We start from the raw sequence: 16410 nt of genomic DNA on the forward strand, positions 1-16410 counted from the left end.
AGTCTACCGACGCCCCGCCCACCGTCCATTGTCAAATAGTAGGATGATCGGCGGGGTTTATTCGGACCATGTCTTTCAGTTCACGCGCGGCAACGCCGCCTGCTCCATCGCCGGCCAGAGGTGGGCGACGGAGCGCTGGTACTCCTCCCGCAGCACGCCCAGGCTGTCGAAGCGCTCCGGGATCGGCAGGTTCAGCACCTCGGCCATGTCGGCGCCGGCCTCCATCCGGTCGTGCAGGGTGCGGTGGAGCCAGCCCAGCCAGTCGCGGGTCTGGGCGATGGCGGCCTTGTCGGTCCGGATGCGGCCGTGGTTGGGCACCAGCACCGTGACGCCCAGCGGCTCCAGCTCGTCCAGTGCCTTCAGCCACTTCGGCACGTCGGCGTGCGGAGTCGTCGGGGTGCGGTCGGAGAAGACCACGCCCCCGGCGAACAGCACGCCCGTCGTCTCGTCGAAAATGGCGAGGTCGGCCGCCGTGTGCCCCTCCAGCGGGATCAGCCGCAGCCGGTGCGAGCCGTACACGACCGTGGAGCCGTAGACCGGCTCGGTCGGGGCGACCGGTTCGGTGCCGCGCATCCAGTCGCCGACCATGCGGTACATGTTCTCGGTCATGCCCTTGCCCTCGGCCTTGATGCCCTCGATGGTGCCGGGCAGAGCGGCGATGGGCACGTCGGCGAAGGCCTGGTTGCCGAGCCAGTAGTCGGGGTGCAGGTTGCTGATGAAGACTTTGCGGATCGGCTTGTCGGTGACGGTCTTGATGGCGGCGCGCATCTCCTCGCCGAATCGGCGGGACGGGCCGGTCTGGATGACGATCACCCCGTCGTCGGTCACGATGAAGCCGGGGTTCAGGATGTTGCCGCCGTTGGAACGGTGGAAATGCTCCCGCGTGCCCTCGAACACATAGGTGTCCGGGGCGATGGGCACGGGCTTCAGATTGTAGGTCAGCGGCCCGGCGGCCTGCGTGGAGATAGTGCCGAACAGGACGACGACGAACGCGAGCAGCGCTCTCATTGCACGGCTCCCTGCACCCAGGGCAGCGAGATGACGGCCTCGATCTCGCCGCCCTGCGTGTCGCGCCCGGTCAGCGTCAGCGCGCGGGACGACGCGCCCGGCTTCACGTCGAGCGTGAAGACCGGGTTTTCGGACAGCGGCTCCAGCGTTTCCAGCCGGGCCAGTTCCTTGCCGTCGGCGTCGCGCAGGCTGAGCTTTTCGATGAAGTAGGCGGGGATGCCGGCGATCAGCCCGTTGTCCATGGGGTGCCGCACGCGGAAGCGCACGCGGGAGGTCTTGTCTTCTCCCGTGGGCGCCCAGGCGCGGGCCTGCACCTCGCCCACATGGTCGGCCCAGTCGGGGGCGGCGTAGGTGACGGGCGGCGCGGTGCAGCCGCCGCCGGCCGCATCGACAACCTTGCCGCCGATGTGCCAGACGCCGTCCGGCGTGCGCGCGGCGGCGCGGACGGGGGTCGCCTGCTGCACCCGGATGCGCGTGCCGATCACCGGCTTGGCCGCGACCGGGTGATAGCGCAGCACCACCGGAAAGGGGTTGAGGTCGGTGATCAGCACCATCTCCTCGACCACGCCGAGCGCCGAGGCGTCGGCCGAAACCGGCACGGCGGTGGCGTTCTCGGCGTTGTCGGGGGCAGAAACCGTGACGCGCTCGTCGAAGACGATGGGGGCTTTGCCGAACAGGTCGGCGCGCAGCACGTCCCACATCACGGAGCCCAAGGGATCCAGCGGTTCTTGCGCCGGTTCCGCCGCCAGCGCCGGCCCGGCCAGCGCGGCAGCGATGACCGCAGTTGCGAGAAGCCTCGGCGTCATTCGGTCCTCCCCTTTTTGATTTTTACTCCGTCGGTACGGCGTTGCGCGTCACCCCGTACCGTTGGAAAATCTTGTCCAGCGTCCCGTCCTCGATCGTCGCCGTGATCACGTCGCCCACCGCGTAGGCAAGGTCGCGGGAGTTCTCCTTCACCGCCATGCCGATGTCCCAGCTGGACGTCATCATGCCGGGAAAGCTGACCGGGGTGACCGGGAAGTTCTTCACCCGCTCGCCCAGCGCGCCTTCGATCTGGCTTTGCGTCGCGACGATGGCGGACACGTCGCCCTTCACCAGGGCATCGACCGCCTCGGGCACCGTCATGTAATGGACGATCCGCTCGCGCAGGCGTCCGCCGAAGGCCCCCAGCAGGAAGAAGTCGGGGATGCTGTCGACCTCCACCCCCACCGGCTCGTCCGGCAGGGCGGCCAGCAGGGGCTGGGTCACGCGCATCGGGTTGCGCGCCAGCGCGAAATTTTCCCGCTGGTACGGGCCGAACAGTACGGCCTCCGGGTTGCGCAGGCCGAATTCCTTCTCGTAGGGGACATGCATCATCACGTCGGCGACGCCGCCGCCGAGGTAATGGCCCTTCCAGACGGCGTTGCGCAGGTCGTCGAAGACCGTCTCGCCGGCCGTCAACTCCATGTAATCGACCTTGACGCCCAGCCGTTCGGCGATGACGCGGCCGAGGTCCACGTCCACGCCGGTCAGCCTGCCGCCGTCGCGATAGGAAAAGGGCGGGTTGTCGCGATAGACCGCGACACGCAGCCGCCCGTCCGCCATCACGTCGTCCAACGGCCGCGCGCTGGCGCGCCGGGGGGCAACCCCGGCGGCCAGCGCGGCGGCGGTCAGCGTGAGGAAATGGCGCCGTCCAAGCAGGCTCATTCTTCGATCACCATCGTTCCGTCACCCATTCCGCCACGGTCATTCCGTGTGCACCGTCTCCAGCCAGGACCGGATCGCCCACAGGGCTTCCTGCCCCAGGGATTCGCCGAACTTCGGCATGTAGGTCACGCCGTTGCGGATCGAGCCGTTGATGACGCGCTCCTTGAACCACTCGTCGCCGACGTCGCCGAGGTCGAGGTAGCGCAGGTCCGGGGCGATGCCGCCCGACACCGCGCCCAACCCGTGGCAGCGCGCGCAGTTCTGGTTGAAGGCCGAGGCGCCGATCTCGATGGCGCGGGCGTTGCCGCGGTAGGGATTGCTGTCGCGCCACGCCTCGCCCAGCTTTTCGAGGCCGGTGGTGTCCACGGCCTGGGGCGTCACGTCGCCATGGGCGAAGGCCACCGCCGAAGCGGCCGCGACACCGCCGAAAATAAGACCTGCGGCCGCAAGCCGGAGAAGCCGAGCGTTCATGGTGGGCGTCCTCTTTCCTAAGCGAGCGAATGGGGAGTTTTGTTGCCCCCGAGCATAACCGCCGCCTCCACCCCGCTTAATTGGACTTTGGTAGCAGCCGCCCCGCAACCGCTTCGAACCGCTTGGCTTCCGGCCCTTTCCCACCGCGTATCGTACCAAAGTTGCATTACAAACGATCACCCACCGGAGCTAACCTGAATTCCCGTAACTAGGAGAGCTCCGCAACCGCGATGCGCCTCTTCCTCCTTATCCCCTCCCTGCTGGCCGGCTGGCTCGCCGCCACGCCGGCCGCCTTTTCCCAGGATGTGGCGACCGTCCGCATCGCCTACCTGACGCAGGAGGTCGAGCACCCGCCCGCCCTGTCGAATCTCGACGAGCCGCCGTCCGACGAAGGGCTGGCCGGCGCCCGGCTGGCCATCGCCGACAACGACAGCACCGGCCGCTTCCTGAAGCAGCGGTTCGAGCTGGACGCCGTCACCGTTCCCATCGACGGCGACCCGGCCGATGCCCTGCGCGAGCTGGCCGGCCAGGGCCACCGCATCGTCGTTCTGGACCTGCCCGGCGACGCCGCCGGCCAGCTCGCCAGGCTGCCCGAGGCGGCGAACCTGCTGCTGTTCAACGCCGGCTCCACCGACGACGCGCTGCGCAACGAGGCCTGCGCGCCCAACCTGCTGCACACCATGCCCAGCCGCGCCATGCTGGCCGACGCGCTGGCGCAGTATCTGGCGGTGAAGCGCTGGACCAAGTGGCTGCTGGTCACCGGCCCGCGCCCGGAGGACAAGCTCTACGCCGCCGCCGTGAAGCGCGCCGCCAAGCGATTCGGCGCCGAGGTCGTGGAGGAAAAGACCTGGACCGGGGAGCATGACGCCCGCCGCACCGCGCAGGCGGAAATCCCCGTGCTGACCCAGGGCAAGCGCCACGACGTGGTGATCGTCGCCGACGAGATCGGCGACTTCGGCGACTACATGATGTACCGCACCTGGGAACCGCGCCCGGTCGCCGGCACGCAGGGCCTCGTCCCGACCAACTGGCACCGCGCGCACGAGGCGTGGGGCGCGGCGCAGTTGCAATCCCGCTTCAAGACCTCCGCCCAGCGCCTCATGCTGCCGCGCGATCACGCCGTCTGGGCGGCGATCCGCGCGGTGGGCGAGGCGGCGACGCGCACCCGCTCCACCGATCCGTCGGCCCTGACGGCCTACATCAAGGGGCCGGACTTCAACCTCGCCGCCTTCAAGGGCGTGCCGCTCTCCTTCCGTTCCTGGGACGGGCAGCTGCGCCAGCCGGTGCTGGTGGCCGCCGACCGTTCCCTGGTCACGGTGTCGCCGCAGGAAGGCTTCCTGCACCCGAAAACCGAACTCGACTCACTCGGCTACGACCAGCCCGAAACGGGCTGCCGCCAGCGCTGAAAGGACGCACGACGTTTCATGAGGACTTTCCTGCTTGCCGCCCTGTTGGCCGGCTGCGCCATCCCCGCCGCCGTTCCCGCTTGGGCCGAGACCATCTATGTGTCGAACGAGAAGGACAACACGCTGTCCATCATCGACGGCGCGACGCTGACGGTGAAGGAGACCGTGAAGGTCGGCCGCCGCCCGCGCGGCATCACGCTGAGCACCGACGGCAAGCTTCTCTACATCTGCGCCAGCGACGACGACACGGTGCAGGTGATGGATCTGGCGACGAAGAAGATCCTGCACGACCTGCCCTCCGGCGAGGATCCGGAGCTGTTCGCGCTGCATCCGGACGGCAAGCAGCTGTTCATCGCGAACGAGGAAAGCAACGTCGTCACCGTCGTGGACGTGCCGGGGCGCAAGGTCGCCTATCAGGTGGACGTCGGCGTCGAGCCGGAGGGCATGGCCGTCAGCCCGGACGGCAAGTGGGCCGTGAACACGTCGGAGACGACGAACATGGTCCATTGGATCGACACGGAGAAGCGGTCCATCGTGGACAACACGCTGGTCGACGCCCGCCCGCGCTACGCTCAGTTCAGCCAGGACGGCAGCCGCCTGTGGGTGTCGGCGGAGATCGGCGGCACGGTGTCGGTGATCGACACGGCCACGCGGCAGGTCGCCAAGACCATCGGCTTCAAGATCAAGGGCGTCGCCAAGGACAAGATCCAGCCGGTCGGCGTCAAGCTGACCGACGACGGCCGTTACGCCTTCGTCGCCCTCGGCCCCGCCAACCACGTCGCGGTGGTGGACGCCAAGACCTTCGAGGTGAAGGACTATCTGCTGGTCGGCCGGCGCGTCTGGCAGCTGGACCTGTCGCCCGACCAGAAGCGGCTCTACACGACCAACGGCGTGTCGGGCGACGTGTCGGTGATCGACGTGGACAGCCTGAAGGTGGTGAAGTCCATCAAGGTCGGCCGCTATCCCTGGGGCGTGGCGGTCAAGGGGTAAGGGAATGGCGGCGCCGGCGCTCTCCATCGAAGGGCTCAGCTACGCCTACGGGCGGGGCGCCTTTGCCTTGAAGGACGTGGCGTTGACGGTCGAGGCGGGGTCCTTCACGGCCCTCCTCGGCCCCAACGGCGCCGGCAAGACGACGCTGTTCGCCCTCATCACACGCCTGTTCGAATCGCCGGGCGGCACCATCCGCATCGGCGGCGCGGACCTGCGGCGGGAGCCCACCAGGGCGCTCGCCCGCATGGGGGTGGTGTTCCAGCAGCCGACGCTCGACCTCGACCTGACGGTGCGGCAGAACCTGCTGTACTTCGCGGCGCTGCACGGCATTCCGCGCCGCACCGCGCAGGCCCGCGCGCTCGGTTCCCTCGAACAGCTCGGCATGGCGGAGCGCATCGACGAGACCGTGCGCACGCTGAACGGGGGCCATCGGCGGCGCGTGGAGCTGGCCCGCGCGCTGCTGCACGAACCGGCCCTGCTGGTGCTGGACGAGCCGACCGTCGGCCTCGACGTGCCGGCCCGCCGCGCCATCGTGGAGCATGTCCATTCCCTGTGCCGGGAGCGCGGCATCGCCGTGCTCTGGGCCACCCACCTGATCGACGAGATCGCCCCCGACGACCGCGTCGTGGTCATCCACAAGGGGCAGATCCGGGCATCCGGGCCGGTCGCCGACGTGAACCGCGACACCGGGGCCGACACCCTCACCGACAGCTTCAACCGGCTGATCGCCAAGGAGGCGGCATGACGACGGCCGCGCATTACGCCCGCGCGCTGGGCGGCATCGTCGGGCGGGAGGTGCTGCGCTTCGTGCACCAGCGCGAACGCTTCCTGTCGGCGCTGGTCCGCCCGCTGCTCTGGCTGTTCGTCTTCGCGGCGGGTTTCCGGGCGGCGCTGGGCATCGCCATCACCCCGCCCTACGAGACCTACATCCCCTACGAGGTCTACATCGTCCCCGGCCTGGTCGGGATGGTGCAGCTGTTCAACGGGATGCAAAGCTCGCTCTCCATGGTCTACGACCGCGAGATGGGCAGCATGCGCATGCTGCTGGTCAGCCCCCTGCCCCGCTGGTTCCTGCTGACGGCGAAGCTGCTGGCCGGGACGGCGGTGTCGATCCTCCAGGTCTACGCGTTCCTGGCCATCGCTTGGCTGTACGGCGTGCAGGCGCCGCCGCTGGGCTACGTCACGGTGCTGCCGGCGCTGGTGGTGACGGGGCTGATGCTGGGGGCGCTGGGGATGCTGCTGTCCTCGGCGATCCGGCAGCTGGAGAACTTCGCGGGCGTGATGAATTTCGTCATCTTCCCGACCTTCTTCCTGTCCACCGCCCTCTACCCGCTGTGGAAGATGCAGGAGTCGAGCGAGCTGCTCTACACCATCTGCCTCGTCAACCCCTTCAGCCAGGCGGTGGAGCTGATCCGCCACGCGCTCTACCTCAGCCTCAACGCCCAGGCGCTGGCCTGGACGGTGCTGGCGCTGGCGGCGTTCCTGGGCGGCGCGATCTTCGGCTACAACCCGGCGCGCGGTTTCCTGGCGCGGCGGGGTGCCGGCGCGGAGTAGCGCGTTGCCCCCTCCCTACCCCTCCCCCGCCTTTGGCGGTGGAGGGAATGAGGCCCCCTCTCCCGCGAAGCGGGGGAGGGTTGGGGAGGAGGCAGCGGGTATCACCCCACCAACCCCGTCATCACCGCGCGCAGCTGCGCCGGGCGCACCGGCTTGTTGAGGATCTGGCAAGACAGGGCCTGCGCCTCCTCCACCACCTCGGCCGTGCGGTTGGCGGTGATCAGCACGGCCGGCAGGTCCGGCCCGCAGCGCGACCGCACCCGCGCGATCTCGGTGAAGCCGATCACGCCGTTGTCGAGGTGATAGTCGGCGATCAGCACGTCCGGAGACACCTCGGCCAGCCCGGCCAGCGCCTCGTCGCCGGAGGCCGCCGTCGCCACCGAGCAGCCCCAGCCTTCCAGCAGGGCGCGCATGCCGGCGAGCACCGCCGGCTCGTTGTCGATGACCAGCACGCGCGTCCCGGCCAGCCGGTTGGTCGCCGAACGCACCGGCCTGTCGAGCACGCGCGGCGGGCGGGCGTAGGTTCCGAAGGGCACGGTGACGGCGAAGACCGACCCGCGCCCCGGCTCCGACCGCACGGTGATCGGGTGATCGAGCATCCGCGCCACGCGGTCCACGATGGCGAGGCCGAGGCCCATGCCGCGCACCCGCTCGTTGGCGCAGGGCGTGTCGAGCCGCCGGAACTCCTCGAAGATCTCGCCCAGCTTGTCGCGCGGCACGCCGGGACCGGTGTCCCACACCTCGATGCGCAGGCCCGCCTTGGTGCGGCGGCAGCCGACCAGCACGCGGCCCGCCCCACCCTTCGACGGCGTGTAGCGCAGCGCGTTGGACAGGAAGTTCTGAAGGATCCGGCGCAGCAGCCGGATGTCGCTGCGCACCACCGCGTGGCTGCCGACGACGCGCAGCTCAAGCCCGCGTTCCCGCGCCACGGCGGCGTATTCGGTGGCCAGCGCGCCGAGCAGGCTCTTGATCGGGAAATCGGCGACCTCCGGCCGCACCGCGCCCGCGTCCAGCTTGGAGATGTCCAGCAGGGCCGACAGCAGATCCTCGACCGAGGCCAGCGCCACGTCGATGTTGTCCACCAGCCCCCGGTTCGGCGCCGGCTGCTCCAGGTCGCCCAGCGCCGAGACGAACAGCCGCGCCGCGTTCAGCGGTTGCAGCAGGTCGTGGCTGGCCGCCGCCAGGAACTTGGTCTTGGAGAGGTTGGCCTGTTCCGCCTCCGCCTTGGCGAGGCGAAGCGCCTCCTCCTCCCGCCGCAGCTTTTCGTTCAGGTGGGTCAGCTCCGCCGTGCGCTCGACGACGCGCCGCTCCAGGCTGTCCTTGGCGTCGGCCAGCGCCTCGGCGGCGAGACGCCGTTCGGTGATGTCGTGGATCAGGCCGAAATAGCCCAGGACCTCGTGCTTCTCGCCGAAATGCGGGATGTAGGTGGCGACGGCGTAGCGCGGCGCGCCGTTGTCGCCGGGCAGTTCCAGTTCGAAGGTGACGTCCTCGCCGGCCAGCGCGCGCTCCACATAGGGCTTGCGCACCTCGTAATAGGCGTCGCCCAGCGCCGCCCACATGTGCTGGCCCTCGATCTCCTCGCGGGTGCGGTTGAACCAGTCCTCGTAGGCCCTGTTGACGAAGCGGAATCGCTGGTCGGCGTCCACATAGGCGATCAGCGCCGGCACCGCGTCGGTGACCAGACGGATGCGCTGTTCGCTGTCGCGCAACGCCTCCTCCACCCGCTTGCGCCCGGTGATGTCGGTGAAGGTCATGACGAAGCCGCCGCCCGGCATGGGGTTGCGGCTGATCTCCAGCACCGTGTCGTCCTGCCAGCGCTGCTCGACGAGGCAGCTCGGCATCATCAGCGCGCTCAGCGACAGCCCGCGATCCCCCAGCGCCGCGTGGTGCAGCACGAAGTCGGCGAAGCTCGCCCCCTTCTGGGCGACGGTTTCCGGCAGGCGCAGCAGGCTGGCGAAGCGCTCGTTCCAGGCGACCAGCCGCTGTTCGCGGTCGTACACCGAGACGCCCTGGACGATGTTGTCCAGCGTGGATTGCAGCAGGGCCGACTTCTCGGCCAGCTCGCGTTCGCGCCGCCGGGTCTCGTGCTCCTTGATGTCGGTGATGTCGGTGTAGACGCCGACCACGCCGCCGTCGCGGGTGCGCCGCTCGTTCACCTGAACCCAGCGCCCGTCCGACAGGCGGTAGATGTAGGGACCCTTCAGTTCGCGATGCTGCGCCAGCCGTTGCGCCAGCCACAGGTCCGGGCGGGGGTAGGCGTCGGCGACCGAGCGGCTCGACGCCGCCAGCTCGGCGATCTCGCGGAACCGCACGCCGGGCACGATGCGGTCGCGGATTTCCGGCCACAGCGCCAGATACTTGTTGTTGCACAGCACCAGCCGGTCGTCGCCGTCGAAGATAGCAAAGCCCTCGTTCACCGACTCGATGGCTTCCGACAGGCGGGTGCGCATGGTGTCCGCCAGTTCCTTGGCGCGGGCGAGGTCGCGGTGGCTGTCCTCCAGCTCGCGCAGCGCCCGTTCCAGCTCCAGCGTGCGCTCGCGCACCTTCTGCTCCAGCACGATGGCGGTCTGGAACAGGGAGAAGGCGCCGCCCTGCACGTCCATGGACCGCTCGACCCGGTCCATCAGCACCTGATTGATGCGCTTCAGCTTCTGGTTCTCGCGCTCCAGCTCGGCCAGGCGCGCGCGCTCATCCGCCGTTACGGGTGCATCCTCCCGGCGTTCGGGATCGGGGCGGTCGGAAAAGACAAGCGTCATCGGGCACCTATGGCAACGCCCGTGAAGGTCTGGTTGACGTGCATGGCGTTGTACTGCTCGCCGTAGGCGCAGAAGCCGACCACCTTGTGGCGCGCCAGCGAATCCGACATGACGCGCTTCAGCTGCCGCTGCTCCAGCTCCAGCCGGCGCAGGATGCAGTCGCAGCCCAGCACGAGGTCCGGCGGCCCGCCGATCTCGGCGGCCAGCCGCAGCATCATCGCCTCGAAATTCTCCACCGGATCGACGCCCTGGGCGACGGTCAGGACGATCCCCTCGTCGATGGCGCAGTAGAAGGTCAGGCTCTCGTCCTCGTTGACCTTCTGGATGGAGCGGACGTGATACTCGCCCCCCACCCGCACCACGACGGGGTGTGCTGCGAAGATCATCGGCGTCAGCGGCTCGCCCTCCAGCCCGACCATGCGGGCGTACTCGCGCCCGGCCGGCTCGGCGTTGATCTCGGTGACGATGCGGCGCTGCGGGTCGGCGCCGGTGACCACCATCTTGCGGTCGGAGCTGACGAAATGCTCGGTTCGGAACACCACGAAATGGCGGGTGGTGGTGACCAGCATCAGCACCGCGGCGTTCGACTGGAACCGCCCGCCGTGCAGGACGAAGGTCCGCTCGAACCGCAGTTCGTCCCCGGCGGAGCCACCGAACAGCGGGATGTCCATCAGAACGCTGTGCAGCGCGCTGACCACCATCTCCTCCCGGCGCGACATGCCGTCGATCATCAGGAAGGCGAAGCTGCCGTAGTCGCGGAAGCCGTCGCCGCGCGCGGCCAGCGCCCCGTCGCGCTGCTCCATCAGCCCGCGCAGCACGCGCGGCGCGTCGGCGATGGAAAAGCGGTCGAGGTCGTCGATCCGCTCCGTCGCGATGGCGAAGTCGGAGCGCGGAAAGCCGATGCCGACCAGGGATCCGGCGGCGTAGCCGAAGGGCGTGATCTCCCCCGCCGTGGTGCAGCCGACCACCGGCACCGGCCCGAACAGTTCGGCCAGGGCGGCGGCCAGTTCCTCCCGGTCGTGGTGGGGGGAGCAGAAGACCAGCGCCATTTCCAGCTCGGCCCGGCCCAGCGCCTCGAACAGTTCCCGCGCCGCCGTGCGCGCGTCCTCGGCCATGGAGACGGCGCGGGGCAGCGGCGGGCGGGCCGGAGCGTCGGTGTCTGCGTGTGGGTGACGGTTCGTGGACAGCATCGGCATCGCGTTCACCGCCGGGACTGGGGTGACCTTTACGTTAGGCGCTCAGGTTACCGCACCGCCGCACGGCGGGCAAAGGCGATGGGGACCGGCGGGCATGCGACCATCGTCTAAGAAGGCAGGCTTGCTTGGTTGTGGAACTGGCGTCAAAGCGGCGGAATGCCTTGCCAACGAACTGCGAACCTCCGAAACACCGTTGTGGCGCCATCACCGATCTCGCCGATTCAACGAAAACGTTGAATGCATTTCTCGCCTTTGATATCGCACTCTGATGCATATGCCCTTTTTTCTATCGGCTGTCGCCTTCGCTGGATGCTTGACGGCGGCCATCGTTACCGCTCAGGAACTCCCGCCCACCGCCCAGGAGGAATGCATTTGCATTAACCAATCCGCCCCCAGCGGTGGAGCAGAGCCCTCCTCGTCGTCCAACATCAGCCAGGATGCCGCAAAAAAGCTCGAAGCGATTCGATCCGCAATAGCCACGAAGCCGGATGACATCTTTGGCCTCCCGGAACAAGACTGGCTGGAAAAGATCGTATCCATATTTTTCCATTGGCAACTTCTTCCGCTCTTTATTGGCGCCATTACATTTTACATTCTAATAATGCAAACCCGCTCAAGCTCACGGCAGTTCAATCATCTGCTTGAAATTGAGAGAAAGGCGTATCTCTCTTCTCTCCTCCACCATTCGGAAATTTACCGATTACAAATCTCTTCGTCCCTCCACAAGCTTGAACAGGCCGTCGCGAGGGCCGAAAAGTTGCGCCGCCAACTCTCTGCAATTCCCGAGGAGAAAGCCACGCCCGGCGGTCGGCATCCGACGACCGTCGAAGAGTGGGTAGAGACCAGAAATCGCGATGAGTTACGCCAGAAAGTATCCCTGGAGTTCTCTGGCGCCTTCCAAAACGTCATCGAATGCGCAAGACAAGAAATTGCATTGCCGAAGCCACTTAATGATGATTGGCGTGGACTTTCGCTTGCTGGTGAAGAATTTTTCTTGAGAGCCAGAGAAATTTCTTTTTCTCAGCGAGACCTGTCATATAGCCGAGAAAGATTCTTGGAGCAAATAAACACCGATAAAACAGACCTTTTTGAAGCTTCAAAAGATCTTGTTCAAACTTTGGCAAGAATACGAGAAGAGGCTCACGACATTTACCACGCATCAAGCGTTGCACTGAGATTCCGAGGAGCCAAGAAGCCTTCGCGGATGCCTCGCTCGCTGCCGGATGGCCTACCATTTTAGTTTGCAGTTGGCACCGTGAGAGGAACGACTGCCGTGCGGCAATGATCGGTCAGCTGAAGCCATATAAAAAGGCGCCGCCCGTAAGTGCGGGCGGCGCCGAGTTTCGGTTCCAGAGTGCACCGCCGCCAGGAGTGCGGAAACTATGGCGGCTGTGCCGACCGGGAAAATCCCACAGGAAAATTCCCAAAGCCGGCACCTTCATACCGCGAATTGCGAAGCGGCGCTATGCTGATTTCGCCATATCGCCGCCCATGGAGCCATCGCGGCGAAGCTCGTCCAGCTCGGCGTCGGTGAACAGGCGCGAGCGGGTGAGGAAGCGCACGCCCTCCGGCGCTTCCAGGGAAAAACTGGCCCCGCGTCCGGGCACCACGTCGATGATCAGCTGGGTGTGCTCCCAATAGGCGAACTGCGCCGCCCCCATGTAGAAGGGGCAGCCGCCGATCTCGCCGAGCCGCACGTCCTGACCGCCCGGCTTGAACTCCCCATCCATAAAGCACATCGGCGCGCTGCCGTCGCAGCACCCGCCGGACTGGTGGAAGAACAGGGGGCCGTGCCGCTCCCGCAGCGTGTCGATCAGCTCAAGGGCGGCCGGTGTGGCGAGAACGCGTTCGACCATGGGAGAAACCTTCGCGAAAAGCTGGCCGGGGGTTGTGCCCCCGGCCATCAGTCCACAGGGAGGAGCAAACGATCAGAAGAAGCCGAGAGCCTTCGGGCTGTAGCTGACCAGCAGGTTCTTGGTCTGCTGGTAGTGGTCGAGCATCATCTTGTGCGTCTCACGGCCGATGCCCGACTGCTTGTAGCCGCCGAAGGCCGCGTGGGCCGGGTAGAGGTGGTAGCAGTTGGTCCACACGCGGCCAGCCTGGATGGCGCGGCCCATGCGGAAGGCGCGGTTGCCGTCGCGGCTCCACACGCCGGCGCCCAGGCCGAACATGGTGTCGTTGGCGATGGCCAGCGCCTCTTCCTCGGTCTTGAAGGTGGTCACGGACACGACCGGCCCGAAGATCTCCTCCTGGAAGATGCGCATCTTGTTGTGGCCCTCGAACACGGTGGGCTGCACGTAGTAGCCGCTCTCCAGCTCGCCGCCCAGATGCGCGCGCTCGCCGCCGATCAGGACCTTCGCACCCTCGGACTTGCCGATGTCGATGTAGCCGAGGATCTTCTCAAGCTGGTCGATGGAGGCCTGCGCGCCGATCATGGTCGCCGGGTCGAGCGGGTTGCCCTGCTTCACCGCGCCGACGCGGGCGACGGCCTTCTCCATGAACTTGTCGTAGATCTTTTCCTGAACCAGCACGCGGCTGGGGCAGGTGCAGACCTCGCCCTGATTCAGGGCGAACATGGCGAAGCCTTCCAGCGCCTTGTCGAAGAACTCGTCATCCTCGGCCATCACGTCGGCGAAGAAGATGTTCGGCGACTTGCCGCCCAGCTCCAGCGTGACCGGGATGATGTTCTCCGCCGCGTACTGCATGATCAGGCGGCCGGTGGTCGTCTCGCCGGTGAAGGCGATCTTGGCGATGCGCGGGCTCTGCGCCAGCGGCTTGCCGGCCTCGATGCCGAAACCGTTGACGACGTTGATCACGCCGTCCGGCAGCAGGTCGCCGATGATCTCCATCATCACCATGATGGCCATCGGGGTCTGCTCGGCCGGCTTCAGCACGACGCAGTTGCCGGCGGCCAGCGCGGGGGCCAGCTTCCACACCGCCATCAGCAGCGGGAAGTTCCACGGGATGATCTGGCCGACGACGCCCAACGGCTCGTGGAAGTGATAGGCGTAGGTGGTGTGGTCGATTTCCGCGATGGTGCCTTCCTGGGCGCGGACGCAGCCGGCGAAGTAGCGGAAATGGTCGATGGCCAGCGGCAGGTCGGCGTGGGTCGTCTCGCGGATCGGCTTGCCGTTGTCCAGCGTCTCGGCCAGCGCCAGAACCTCAAGCCGCTCTTCCATGCGGTCGGCGATCTTGTTCAGGATGCGGGCGCGCTCGGCCGGCGAGGTGCGGCCCCAGGCGTCCTTGGCCTTGTGGGCGGCGTCCAGCGCCTTCTCGATGTCCTCGGCGGTGGAGCGCGCGACCTCGCACAGGGCCTTGCCGGTGATCGGGGTCAGGTTGGTGAAGTACTGGCCCTTGGTCGGGGCAACCCACTGGCCGCCGATGTAGTTGTCGTAGCGCGGCCGGATGGCAACCTGCTTGCTCAGCGTTTCCAGAGCCTGATGGATCACAGCGATTCCCTCCCAAGAATGAATGGCCACATGCGTTGTGCGGATTTTGCCATATCGCCCGATATGCGTTTTCCGCCACAGCGCACCGCCGATATCAATGCATTCGGCGTCTCCGGTAAATGCGACTTTGGATCAAGCCTGAACTCGGGCTTAAACGGGCGTCCGCCGGGGACAGAGGAACTCCCGCATCTCTTGGTTCGGCTGGCTTGCGGCCGGAACCCGCAACGGACCGACGTCGAAACAAACTTGCATCGGCGGCGATGACGATGAGAGTGTCCGGGAATAACCCTTGGCGGGTAAATGGTACCTTTGGACGGAAACCCGGCATGACGACCGACATCCGCGTGCGCTTCCTGCACCCGTCGGGGGCGATCGGCCCCGGCAAGATCTCGCTGCTGGAGGAGATCGACCGCACCGGTTCCATCTCCGCGGCGGCTCGGGCGCTCGGCATGTCGTTCCGGCGCGCGTGGTTCCTGGTGGAAACCATGAACACCGCCTTCCGCGACCCCGTCGTGCGCACCAACGTCGGCGGACGCGAGGGCGGCGGCACCGGCCTGACCCCCTTTGGACAGGAGGTGATATCCCGCTACCGCCTGATGGAGGAGGAGGCGCGCCGGGCCGCATCCCCGCATCTGGAATGGCTGGACGACGCCCTGCGCCCGCAGGAGGACGCCGTCACCGGGGCTGATTCCCAATCAGTTCCAAAGTCCAATTTTCCGGACCAGGGCAATCCGTAGATTTGGCCTCCGACGCCGCCCACCCCGCGCGGCGGATTGAGGGAGGTCTCAAAACCATGCGCACCGCGACCCGTCTGCTGACCGGTTCCACACTTGCCCTCGCGCTGCTGGCGCTCACCCCCGCCGCCGCCTCCTCCGCTCGGGCCGAAGGCGACCCGGCCAACGGCGAGAAGCTGTTCCGCCAGTGCAAGTCCTGCCACACGGTCGAGGCCGGCAAGAACCGCGTCGGCCCCACCCTGCACGGCGTCTTCGGCCGCAAGGCGGGCGCGGTGGACGACTTCAAGGGCTATTCGGAAGGCCTGAAGGCGTCAGGCATCGTGTGGGACGCCAAGACGCTCGATCCCTACCTGAACAACCCGAAGGCGGTCATCCCCGACAGCCGCATGGCCTTCGCCGGCGTGGCGAAGCCGGAAGACCGCGCGGACATCATCGCGTATCTGCAGAACGCAAAGTGAGACACAGTCCCTTCTCCCCAGAGGGGAAAAGGAATTCAGGGCCCTATCTCCGCCTAAAGTCTAAGCCCCTGCGGCACCGCCGACCTTGCCCCGCTTCGGCTGCAAGAATAGGCTCGAAAACGAAAAAATGAAAAAGGACGGCCGCCCATTCTTGGAGTGTGCCGTCCGCCAAATCCTCGGTCCCAGAGAACACCGCGCTTAGGGAGTGCGACGATGCAGCGCTCGCTCAACATCGACCCCGGCAAATGCACCGGGTGTCGGCAATGCGAAATGGCCTGTTCCTACGAGAAGGAAGGCGCCTTCAACCCCTCCAAGTCTCGCATCAAGGTCTTCACCTTCGATGCCGAGGCGCGTTTCGTGCCCTACACCTGCACCCAGTGCGCCGAAGCCTGGTGCATGCAGGCCTGTCCCGTGGATGCGATCAAGGTGAACCTCGCCACCGGCGCGAAGGAGGTCCACGCCGACCTCTGCGTCGGCTGCAAGGTCTGCACGATCGCCTGCCCGTTCGGCACCATCAACTACAACGCCTCCTCCGGCAAGGTTCAGAAATGCGACCTGTGCGAGGGCGATCCCGCCTGCGCCAAGGCGTGCCCGACGCAGGCCATCACCTACGTCGATTCGAACTGGACCGGGCTCGACAAGATGCGTGCCTGGGCGGCCAAGACCGACACCGGCTCGCACGTCAACTGAGGGAGGCCTCCG

General features: G+C 67.0%; 16 protein-coding genes. 8 read left to right on the forward strand and 8 right to left on the reverse strand.

Annotated features, from left to right (window positions below; translation table 11 throughout):
* Positions 1–75: 75 nt before the first annotated feature.
* Genes J2852_RS12940 through pedF form a run of 4 tightly spaced genes read right to left on the reverse strand, consistent with a single transcriptional unit; the run spans position 76 to position 3165 of the window.
* Complete coding sequence (locus tag J2852_RS12940; protein WP_209876013.1) at positions 76–1008, reverse strand: quinoprotein relay system zinc metallohydrolase 1; 933 nt, start codon at positions 1006–1008, stop codon at positions 76–78.
* Entirely contained in the window at positions 1005–1814 is an 810-nt protein-coding gene (locus J2852_RS12945; RefSeq protein WP_209876016.1) for a quinoprotein dehydrogenase-associated SoxYZ-like carrier, read from the reverse strand. Before J2852_RS12945 ends, J2852_RS12940 begins: the two co-directional genes overlap by 4 nt.
* A gap of 22 nt (positions 1815–1836) precedes the next feature.
* Positions 1837–2694: a substrate-binding periplasmic protein gene (locus J2852_RS12950; protein ID WP_209876018.1), complete on the reverse strand. Its 858-nt coding sequence runs from the start codon at positions 2692–2694 to the stop codon at positions 1837–1839.
* Positions 2695–2733: 39 nt separating this feature from the next.
* The gene (gene pedF / locus J2852_RS12955; protein ID WP_209876020.1) at positions 2734–3165 is read right to left on the reverse strand and encodes a cytochrome c-550 PedF; all 432 of its coding nucleotides are present in this window, start codon (positions 3163–3165) and stop codon (positions 2734–2736) included.
* A gap of 230 nt (positions 3166–3395) precedes the next feature.
* On the opposite strand from pedF, the gene J2852_RS12960 reads away from it, so the two are divergent.
* Genes J2852_RS12960 through J2852_RS12975 form a run of 4 tightly spaced genes read left to right on the forward strand, consistent with a single transcriptional unit; the run spans position 3396 to position 7115 of the window.
* Positions 3396–4571: an ABC transporter substrate-binding protein gene (locus J2852_RS12960; RefSeq protein WP_209876022.1), complete on the forward strand. Its 1176-nt coding sequence runs from the start codon at positions 3396–3398 to the stop codon at positions 4569–4571.
* A gap of 18 nt (positions 4572–4589) precedes the next feature.
* The gene (locus J2852_RS12965; RefSeq protein ID WP_209876023.1) at positions 4590–5561 is read left to right on the forward strand and encodes a YVTN family beta-propeller repeat protein; all 972 of its coding nucleotides are present in this window, start codon (positions 4590–4592) and stop codon (positions 5559–5561) included.
* A 4-nt stretch (positions 5562–5565) separates the two neighbouring features.
* Positions 5566–6306 carry an ABC transporter ATP-binding protein gene (locus J2852_RS12970; protein ID WP_209876024.1) on the forward strand — a complete coding sequence of 247 codons (741 nt, stop codon included), beginning with the start codon at positions 5566–5568 and terminating at the stop codon, positions 6304–6306.
* Positions 6303–7115, forward strand: a complete 813-nt coding sequence (locus tag J2852_RS12975; protein ID WP_209876025.1) for an ABC transporter permease — start codon at positions 6303–6305, stop codon at positions 7113–7115. Before J2852_RS12970 ends, J2852_RS12975 begins: the two co-directional genes overlap by 4 nt.
* Positions 7116–7216: 101 nt before the next feature.
* On the opposite strand, the gene J2852_RS31525 is transcribed toward J2852_RS12975, so the two are convergent.
* Positions 7217–9871, reverse strand: a complete 2655-nt coding sequence (locus J2852_RS31525; protein ID WP_209876026.1) for a NahK/ErcS family hybrid sensor histidine kinase/response regulator — start codon at positions 9869–9871, stop codon at positions 7217–7219.
* The gene (gene nosP, locus J2852_RS12985; protein WP_246499581.1) at positions 9868–11067 is read right to left on the reverse strand and encodes a nitric oxide-sensing protein NosP; all 1200 of its coding nucleotides are present in this window, start codon (positions 11065–11067) and stop codon (positions 9868–9870) included. Before nosP ends, J2852_RS31525 begins: the two co-directional genes overlap by 4 nt.
* Positions 11068–11380: 313 nt before the next feature.
* Between nosP and J2852_RS12990 the strand changes: the two genes are divergently transcribed.
* Positions 11381–12307 carry a hypothetical protein gene (locus tag J2852_RS12990; protein WP_209876027.1) on the forward strand — a complete coding sequence of 309 codons (927 nt, stop codon included), beginning with the start codon at positions 11381–11383 and terminating at the stop codon, positions 12305–12307.
* A 223-nt stretch (positions 12308–12530) separates the two neighbouring features.
* On the opposite strand, the gene J2852_RS12995 is transcribed toward J2852_RS12990, so the two are convergent.
* A complete protein-coding gene (locus J2852_RS12995; protein ID WP_209876028.1) occupies positions 12531–12923 on the reverse strand; it encodes a DUF779 domain-containing protein in 393 nt (130 codons plus the stop codon).
* 72 nt (positions 12924–12995) lie between these two features.
* Positions 12996–14516 (reverse strand): aldehyde dehydrogenase, encoded by a 1521-nt coding sequence (gene adh / locus J2852_RS13000; RefSeq protein WP_209876030.1) that lies wholly within the window; start codon positions 14514–14516, stop codon positions 12996–12998.
* Positions 14517–14842: 326 nt separating this feature from the next.
* Here adh and J2852_RS13005 point away from each other — a divergent pair, with 326 nt between their 5' ends.
* The 3 genes from J2852_RS13005 to J2852_RS13015 all read left to right on the forward strand — a co-directional run bounded on the left by J2852_RS13005 (position 14843) and on the right by J2852_RS13015 (position 16398).
* Positions 14843–15253 carry a winged helix-turn-helix domain-containing protein gene (locus tag J2852_RS13005; RefSeq protein WP_209876032.1) on the forward strand — a complete coding sequence of 137 codons (411 nt, stop codon included), beginning with the start codon at positions 14843–14845 and terminating at the stop codon, positions 15251–15253.
* Positions 15254–15309: 56 nt separating this feature from the next.
* Positions 15310–15708: a c-type cytochrome gene (locus tag J2852_RS13010; RefSeq protein ID WP_209876034.1), complete on the forward strand. Its 399-nt coding sequence runs from the start codon at positions 15310–15312 to the stop codon at positions 15706–15708.
* A 213-nt stretch (positions 15709–15921) separates the two neighbouring features.
* Positions 15922–16398: a 4Fe-4S dicluster domain-containing protein gene (locus tag J2852_RS13015; RefSeq protein ID WP_209876036.1), complete on the forward strand. Its 477-nt coding sequence runs from the start codon at positions 15922–15924 to the stop codon at positions 16396–16398.
* Positions 16399–16410 lie beyond the last annotated feature (12 nt).

Origin of the sequence: Azospirillum soli (assembly GCF_017876165.1) — a bacterium.
GTDB lineage: Bacteria > Pseudomonadota > Alphaproteobacteria > Azospirillales > Azospirillaceae > Azospirillum > Azospirillum soli.